This window comes from Pseudofrankia coriaricola, assembly GCF_001854805.1.
GTDB lineage: Bacteria > Actinomycetota > Actinomycetes > Frankiales > Frankiaceae > Pseudofrankia.
Genome location: NZ_MBLO01000051.1, coordinates 1 through 8,334 on the forward strand (window position 1 = coordinate 1; position 8,334 = coordinate 8,334).

Consider the following 8,334-nt stretch of genomic DNA (forward strand, 5'->3'; position numbering starts at 1 on the left):
CCGTATCCACTCCGAACGCCAGCACCGCTGGGGCCACACCAGAAACGCCGCCTGATCAACAAGAACCGACCCGCATTCGCGGACAACGCACTAGCCGAACGCGCCATCGCCGAAGTCGCACCCGGGCTGATCGAGGCCATGCGCACCGTCGCGGCAGGGCCACCCGAACCCGCCGCCACCACCGACGCCACACCGATCCCGAGACGCGGCGTGGGGATCCATCTGCGCGGGCCTGTCGACCACCACGCCGGCTCAGCCGCTGGGACTACGAGCTACCGAAAGTCTGCACCTTCGACACCGAGGAGGTTGCCTTCGCGCTTCTGGATGCGATCGAGCCGTACGCCGCGGGGATCACCGGCGCCTGCAGCGCGTTGGGCATGCGTGCCGACGTCATCGTGGCCATCTGGCTGAAGGACGGACCAGACACTGACGGTGACGTCTTTGTATCTACTCCCGCGCTCAGTTACCGCAGGCAGACCGTGTAGCGCCTGGCCCGGCTGCATCTGGCCGTGGACCACGACCTGTATATCGAGCTACCAACGCGAAAGCCAAGGCTGATCCTATTGCTGCCGATCGACAGTGCCACCGGACCAACGCGGACCTGAATGACCCATCACTGTTGCAGTAAACACCGCCCGCCAGGCAGCGCCCGGAACTCTTCCTGTGCCGGCAGCCGACGACCATGAACTCGCTCCTTCTCGAAGTAGGACTGGTCAACGCGAGAGGGCGCGTTTTCTCGAGCAGTGAGGTTCCGACCGCGCCGGCGGCGAGTTGCCAGTATCGTGGCACCGATGTGATGCGCCGTGCCGCCTGGAAGGGACCGGTTCGCGTTGGACAACGATCTTGCCAGATGACGCCGGCGCCCCGTGGACGGGATTCTCCGACGCGTGGCTCCTGGGATTTCGCCGCATCTACGCCATCTTCATTGTCCGCGGGAATCGCGACCCACGCCGGACCGCCGTGCGAAGTCCATGGGCCATGCTCCGCTTGGTGGCTCTGTCTTTTGGGCCAGGCATTGTCACTACTGCAGTATCGAAGCTGCCAGCAGGGCACTCCTGGGGGATTTCCGGCGACGACGTGCTGTTGTTCGCGCTGCTGGGCACGGTCAGCGGGGGAATGCTCGGCGCGGCGTCGCTGGCCTGGACCTTTCCGCTCGCACGGCTCGGCACCATTGACGACCTGATCCGCGGCAGCGCCCGCCGAGATCGGATCGTGTCCCCGGTGCTGCGTGGCTACGGCATCTGGCAGTCCGTCCCACCCATCGTGGCGGCGGCGATCCCCGTCGTCGTCCTGTTGGCCCGCGGAGATTTCAGTGCGCGGAATGTGGCGGTAACCGTCAATCTGGCTTGGGCTATGTCATTTCTTGGAAATGTGAGCTACTGGCTGATAGTTCCACCGATCATGGTCATGGTCATGCGGAAATGCACGGATCTCAACCTTCGCTGGAATGACCCGGCGCGCACGCCGGGGATCAGAACCCTTTCCGAAGGGTACGCATACTCGGCGATCTTCCTGGCGCTCGGGGCATTCGCCGTCACCTTGCCGGGCCTCTTTGGCAACGCGCTGCTCGGCAACTACCTGCTCTACCTATATGGGTGGCTACTTGGGCTGTCGCTGTGGGTCGGCGCGCTCACGCAGTTCATGCTATTCACGATCACCCGCCGTTTTCGCCTCCTTATGATGGACACTCTGGTCGGGGGCGACACGTATCTGCTGTCCGAGGGAAGTGCGGCAGAAATCTTCGAGAAGGTGCGGATCAGCGAGAGTTCACCGAGCACGCGTGCCGCGTACGACACGCTAGCCGAAGCGCCCACACTCCCATACGGAACAGGCCTGATCGTCCAGTATGCGACGGCCGTTTTCGGGTCCGTCGTCGGCATCCTGCTACAATAACGCCGGCGGAACGGAGACTACAGTGCCAGAGCGCGACGCGAACATAAAGGCGGTTCTTCGGTACTACGACCGCACGGAGTCACGGCTTGGCTACCTGTATCTGCTGCGCGGGACGAAGCACTTCGGCTGGTACGAGGCCGGGGACTCCGGGTGGCGGTTCTCGCCGGCGATGCGCCGCATGGAGCACCAGCTCGGACGCCGTCTCGGTCTCGACGCCGGCTCTCGGGTGCTCGACGCCGGCTGCGGCATGGGCGAGGTCGCGCGCACCATGGCGGCCGATTTCGGCCTGGATGTCACCGGGATAGACATTCTCGATTTCAACCTCGATGAGGCCCGGCGCCGAAGCGAGAGAGCGGGACTCACCGGCCGCACCCGGTTCGTCGAATGCGACTACCACGACCTCTCCCGGTTCGAGGACGGGGCGTTCGACGGGACCTACACGATGGAGACGTTCGTGCACGCCGCCGACCCCGAGCGGGTGCTGGCCGAATTCCACCGGGTTCTACGCCCAGGCGGTCGGCTCGTGATGTTCGAGTACTCACGGACGCCCCAGGAGCGGTTGGAGCCGGCCGCGCGGGCGGCGTTCGATGCCGTGTGCGAGCTCGGCGCGATGCCCGCCTGGCACCGTCTCAACCACGGCGACCTCGAAAACCTGCTCGCATCGGCCTCATTCAAGGTCGAGTCGGTGGAGGACGTGACGGCCCGCATGCTGCCGATGCTGCGTGCGTTCGCGGTCCTCGGCCGAGTGCCTTACGCCACCGCGCGGCTGCTGGGCAAGAGGGAGAAGGCCGTCAACGCGATGAGCGGCGTGGAGATGTGGAAACACCAGGATGCCTGGCGGTACAACATCTACACAGCTACCAAGAACGCATAGACCTATGTCACTCAGATAGCGGTTGACGCGCTGGCCGACTGCCGTGTGGGTGTAGATGTCTAACCGGGTAACAGGACGACGGCAAATTTGCTGCTCTACAAATCATCTTTATGATCATGGTGCGTGGCCGTTCGGGTCGACGGGCTTGGTGGCGTGGCGCCTGGGCGATGTTTGTGACGCTGGTCAGGAGCAAGATGGAACGCGGTCGGCTGACCCGACCAGCCCGCAATGGGTGGATAGTGCCGCAGGATTTTCTGTGCGACAGCACCAGGCGGACGAGGGCGGGATTCGGCGCGAGAGATCCTTCGGGGTGCTTTATCGAGATCGCCGCTACCCGCTGATGACAGCTGCGTACTTTGTTACTGCGGCGCAGAGGTCTAGCCTTGACCTTTCGCGCTGTGGACGCTGGTGATCTTAAGTCGCCCTCCCGGCGTTGATGATGTTGGATTGTGGTGCTGGCCTGACTCAGGCCGTTGCCGAGTGCTGCGCTGTTGCGCGGGGTGGGCGCTTGGTCCACGGCCGGCGTCGCCGGGAACATCGTGTGGGGCATCGCCTTCGGCCGAGTTTCCAGCTGGCGGCGATGCCCCATGGGAGGGTCGCGACGATGACCCGTGCGATGCGTGGTGGCCAGAAGCTGGAGGGTTGCGCTCGTCCGTGGGAGGGCGATCGGGCCGCGGTGGTGCCTGGTAGCGGAACTCGACAATGCCACGGCGTGCAGTGCCTCCGTGGATTTCGGCGGCCGGCGCCGGGCCGCGAGCAGCTGGTTACCCCGAACAGGCTGTCGCCCGGCGGTCAGCCGGGCTCGGCCCGCCCGGACCGACAGCGTCGGCTCGGCCCCGACGGGACGGCGCCCCCGTCGAGGGGTGGGTGCGGGCGGGGCTCACCGTGTGGATCTCATGGACGACGCTGGTGAGCCACTCGTCGGACGGCACCCCGGCGGCTGGGACGGTGGGCAGGTGTGACAGGTCGGGGATCAGGAGCAGCGCGTCCGGGTGGAGGGCGATCGCGTCGACGGCGAGTGCCAGGCCGGGCCGGTCGGTTTGGCTGGCGGTGGTGTCGCGGTCGACGAACACCTCGACCAGGTCGAGGCCCGTCCGCCGGGCGTGGGCGGTGAGCTGGCCGTCCAGACCGTTGATCTGGTCCTCGTCGGCGTGGGGGACGCAGAGATAGCCGACAGCCGAGCGCGCCGCGGCCGTCGCGGTGCTCACGCCGGCACCGCCGTCGGCCAGAGCGCGACCGGTGCCAGGCTGGCGCTCCAGGCGATGATCTGCTCCTGGTGGGTGACCTCCCAGATGACGCGTAGCTGGGCGCTTTTCCAGGTCAGGACGGTGACCGGGTGGGGAACGACGACGGCGCCGGATTCCCAGGCGCAGCGGGGCCGGGTCGGGCTGGTCACCAGCGGGACCAGGCTGGCGCCGACGGCGGCGCGCTGGTCGGCGAGCAGTCGGCCGACGGCGAGGGCGAGCATCACCTGCCCCGGGGAGGCCAGCGCCGGGCAGGCAACCGCGACCCGCGCACCGGCCGACCGGGCGGCCCGCAAAGCGGCGACGTCGACGGGCTGGTGGCCTGCCGGGATCCAGTCCGGCCACGGCAGGGCGTCGAGGAGGACGCCGGGCCGGGCGGGCAGCCGCACCGGTTCCAGGTCGACTGGCACTGGGCCGTAGCCAGCGCCGTCTAGGTCGATCATCAGGGGCGTCATCGGGCCTCCCGTTGGGCAGACGAACCCGGCTGGTAGCGCGCCGCGGGACCTGCGGCGCGCTACCAGCCGCGACGGCCCGCGCCAGCTGGGGCGGGCCGCGGCCACGATCACCGGGAGCTGCCCGCCGTCGCCACCGACACCTCGTCCACGGCGCACCCGGCGACCGCGGCCGGCCAGCGGCTGGGATCGCCTTGCCGGTCATCCCGCCGTCGGATCGCCGTCTTCCGGCCGTCGGACCGACGTCTTCGGACCGTCGGACCGACGTCTTGGGACGGCTGGACCGCCGTGTTCCCGCCGTCTGGCGGACGTCTTACCGACGTCTCGGGACGGCGCGTGGTGGCGTCGTGACAGATGGGCCGAATGTCCGGATCATGGGGTCGGACCTGCTACGTCGGTTTCCCGAGGAGGCGGCCATGCCCCCGGACGACCCGCCCCGCACCCTGCTCGCCCTGCGCCTGCGCGAACGCGGCCTGACCGTCGAACGCTTCGTCAAGGAGTTCAACAAGGCCGCCCGCCGCGCCGGCCCCGACAACCGCGACCACGCCATCTCCTACCGCCAGGCCACCCGCTGGGTCAGCGGCAACATCCCGTCCCTGCCGTACCCGGTGTCCTGCCGGGTACTGGAGGCGATGTTCGGCGACGGCGCCGCCGCCCTCCTCGGCCCGCCCGACGGCCGGCCGCGTGCCGGGACAGTTCCCAGCAATGGGACGACGGCAGGCTGCTTCGCGGGCGACGATAGAAAGGCCCCGCCCGCCGAGGACGAGGAGGCGAGTCCCACGCGCCGCCGAGACCTGCTCAACATCGGCGTTGTCGCCGCCACCGTCGGCGCCCTGGCCGACCCCGCCACCCGCGCCGCCGGCATCTCCCGCGCCATCGCCACGTCGACACCCGACCCGCTGACGCTCGCCCAGCTCCAGCACGGCATCCACCGGCTGAGCACGCTGTACGCGGTCACCCCGCACACCGAGCTCGTCGCACCGGTCGAACACGCCTGGGACGAGGCCGAGGCCCTTTTGGAGACGCGGGTGTCCGGCACCGCGCGCCGGGACGTCGAACTCGTCGCGGGTCAGTGGGCGTTCTACCGGGGCCGGCTCGCGTTCAGCATGAACGACGACGCGACCGCGCTGACGTTCCTCGTCCTGGCGGGCCAGCACGCGGCCGCCGCCGGCGACCCGCTGCTCGCCGGCAGTGTCGCCGCCATGCGTGCCGCGGTTGCGTTCTTCGCCGGCGAGTTCACCACTGCGGCGACCATCGTCCAGCGGGCCCAGCCGGGCGCCCACCCCTACGTCGCTCCCACGCTGGCCAGTTCGCTGGCCCGCGCCCTCGCCCAGACCGGCGACGCCGACGGCGCGATCGCCGCCCTGCGAACCATGCGCGACACCGTCTGGACCGGACTGCCCCAGCCCGGCACCGAACCCGGCGACGAGGAAGCCTACGAGGCCTTCAGCGCGGTGACACTCGGCTATCTCGGCAGGGGCGAAGCCGCTGAGGTCCACGCCCGAGCGTCGCTCGCCCTGCTCCAGGGCACCGGCCGGCACGTCCAGATCGCGGGAACCCAGCTCGCCCTCGCCCGCGCGTTTCTCCGCCGGAGCAAACCCGAACCTGAGCAGGCCGCCGGCGCGGTCCAGGACGCGCTGACCGTCGCCGCCGGCAAAGACCACGGCGCCACCGTCAACCGCGCCGCCGCGATCTGGCGCCACCTCCAGGCCAACCCCGACTGGGCCCGCCTCCCGACCGTCCGCGACCTCGCCGACCAACTCCCCGCCGGCCGCGCACTGCCGCCAGGCGCCATCATCTGACCCACCACCACGATCGATCGTGCCGAGCTGGGCGAGAGCGTCGTCGCGGGTGTCTTCAGGGGCCTGGCGGGCGGCGTCGGAACGGGCTGTGCGATCGATCGCCTCGCGGACCTCAGCGCGGGCGGCCTCTAGGAGGGCGACGGCTTGGTCTGCGCGGGCCTGTTGGGCAGCAGCAGTCTCGCGGGGGGCGGAAAGCAGCTGCTCGGGGGTCGCGGCACGGAGTGGGTGAGTTCGACGGTCTGACGGGTGGCGGCCTCGTTCGCACTGGCCGAGGCAGGTGCCAGCATCCGGCCCCGGAGGCTCTCTTGCGCGGCGCGCTGGCTCGGTCTGACCACGACCACCGCCTTCGATCCGAATCCATCCCGCAAGGGCGACTTCGTGAACCGTAGCGGCTCGACTACACAGACAACACGGGCCAGGGGGAGGTGCGCATCGCACCGTTGCCGGCGCCACGCTGCCGCGGGGTGGCCATTCCGCCTACTTCTGCCCGGTTTGCCCAACCACTGCCATAAAGGTGGCCATCGGGACTTGAGCTTCTGTGGCGCACCGATGATGCATCTAGGGTCGCTTCCTTAGGTTGTTGCATGGTATGCAACACTTCGTTGCCTTGTCGGGGTAGTCGGGGGACCGCGCGGCGGCGGAGGGGGATGCGGGGTGGGGCCGCTGCTGCCGTCCGACCCGTCAGAGATCGGTGGGTACCGGCTCGTCGCGCGGCTGGGCATGGGCGCGATGGGGTGGGTGTACCTCGCGTGGTCGGACACCGCGGAACTCGTCGCGCTCAAGGTGGTGAAGCCGGACCTGCTGGAGGGTGAGGAGATCCGGCGACGGTTCGCCGACGAGATCGACTCTCTGCGCTTCGTGCAGGGTTCCCGGATCGCCCGCTTCGAGGACGCGGGCGCGCGCGACAACCCGCCCTGGCTCGCGTCCGAGTACGTACCGGGCCGGACACTACGCCAACACGTCGAGCATGAGGGGCCGCTGGAGGCCGGGCTGGCGGCTGCGCTCGGAGTGATGCTGACCGACGCACTGGAGAAGATCCACAAACAGAATCTCTTCCACCGGGATCTCAAGCCACAGAACATCATGCTGGGCCCGGACGGTCCAAAGGTCATCGATTTCGGGCTCGCCGTCCTGGACGGGCAGGCGGGGCAGAACACCGCGACTGGCAGCATCGTCGGCACCCCCGCCTACCTACCGCCCGAGCAGGCCACGGGTTCGCGGGCCATCACGGCGGCGGCCGACGTCTACGCGCTGGGCGCAACGCTGGTCTACACCGCGACCGGGCACGCCCTGTACCCGAGCCGGTCGACCACCGCACTGATCGCGGCGATCGTCGATCCGGCTACGCCGCCGGACCTGTCCGGCGTCCCGGTCGAGTTGGTGGACACGCTCGCCAGCATGGTGGCACTCGACCCGACGCGGCGTCCCAGCGTCCTGGATGTGCGGCGCCGGCTCGTCGCCGTCGTCCAGGCAGCCGGGTCGATGGGCGAGGTACGCCGCCGGCTCGTCGCGCGGACCTACGTCGAGCCGAGCGACCCACCGATGCTCACCGAGCCCTCGGCCCGCCCGGCCGGCGGGTCGGCGCTGGCTGCCGCCGAGGACGACGACGCGCCCAGGGGGGCGCTCGGTGAGGACGTCGAGCCAGCTCCCGCGGCCACGGCCGGCGGCGGCGGCGCGGCAACAGCCGACACGCAGGACGCGGAGAGCAGCGGCGCGGAGAGCAGCGGGGCGGGAGGGCATCTCGGCGCTCCGCTCGGCGGCAGGGACGGACCGCGCGGGCCGAGCGCGGAACCGGCCGACACGCGTTTCGACCCCGAGGTCACGGTGCTGATCGAACCCCCGAAGCTCCCGCCCGTGGCCATGCCCGCGCCAGCGCCCGCCGGCGGCGGACCCACCCCGGTCGCGGCCGGGACAGTGCCGCCGCGTGCACGAGGGCCACGTCCGGTCTCGGTCGGCTGGCTCGCCGACGAGCTGCGCACCGCCTACGCGCGCGACGCGCCGCTCTGATGGCCGCCGGCCCGCCCCACCGGAACAGGGTCGCCGCGCCGCCCTCGCCCGCGGCCCAGGCA

6 protein-coding genes are annotated in these 8,334 nt (G+C 69.9%); 4 read left to right on the top strand and 2 right to left on the bottom strand.

The features are described from left to right. The first annotated feature begins 1,077 nt into the window (after nucleotides 1–1,077). Both BCD48_RS10025 and BCD48_RS10030 read left to right on the top strand, forming a co-directional pair. Nucleotides 1,078–1,893 (top strand): hypothetical protein, encoded by an 816-nt coding sequence (locus BCD48_RS10025; protein ID WP_071048079.1) that lies wholly within the window; start codon nucleotides 1,078–1,080, stop codon nucleotides 1,891–1,893. A 22-nt stretch (nucleotides 1,894–1,915) separates the two neighbouring features. After that, a complete protein-coding gene (locus BCD48_RS10030; protein WP_071048080.1) occupies nucleotides 1,916–2,767 on the top strand; it encodes a class I SAM-dependent methyltransferase in 852 nt (283 codons plus the stop codon). A gap of 764 nt (nucleotides 2,768–3,531) precedes the next feature. Here the strand turns inward: BCD48_RS10030 and BCD48_RS10035 are convergent. Both BCD48_RS10035 and BCD48_RS10040 read right to left on the bottom strand, forming a co-directional pair. Continuing rightward, nucleotides 3,532–3,975, bottom strand: coding sequence for a recombinase family protein (locus BCD48_RS10035; RefSeq protein ID WP_071048081.1), 444 nt, complete (start codon nucleotides 3,973–3,975; stop codon nucleotides 3,532–3,534). After that, entirely contained in the window at nucleotides 3,972–4,466 is a 495-nt protein-coding gene (locus BCD48_RS10040; RefSeq protein ID WP_071048082.1) for a hypothetical protein, read from the bottom strand. The genes BCD48_RS10035 and BCD48_RS10040 overlap by 4 nt, the downstream gene beginning before the upstream one ends. A 344-nt stretch (nucleotides 4,467–4,810) precedes the next feature. On the opposite strand from BCD48_RS10040, the gene BCD48_RS10045 reads away from it, so the two are divergent. Both BCD48_RS10045 and BCD48_RS10050 read left to right on the top strand, forming a co-directional pair. Further along, entirely contained in the window at nucleotides 4,811–6,265 is a 1,455-nt protein-coding gene (locus BCD48_RS10045; RefSeq protein ID WP_241841625.1) for an NsdA family TPR-like regulatory protein, read from the top strand. A 654-nt stretch (nucleotides 6,266–6,919) separates the two neighbouring features. After that, nucleotides 6,920–8,272 (top strand): serine/threonine-protein kinase, encoded by a 1,353-nt coding sequence (locus tag BCD48_RS10050; RefSeq protein ID WP_071048083.1) that lies wholly within the window; start codon nucleotides 6,920–6,922, stop codon nucleotides 8,270–8,272. The last annotated feature ends 62 nt before the right edge of the window (nucleotides 8,273–8,334 follow it).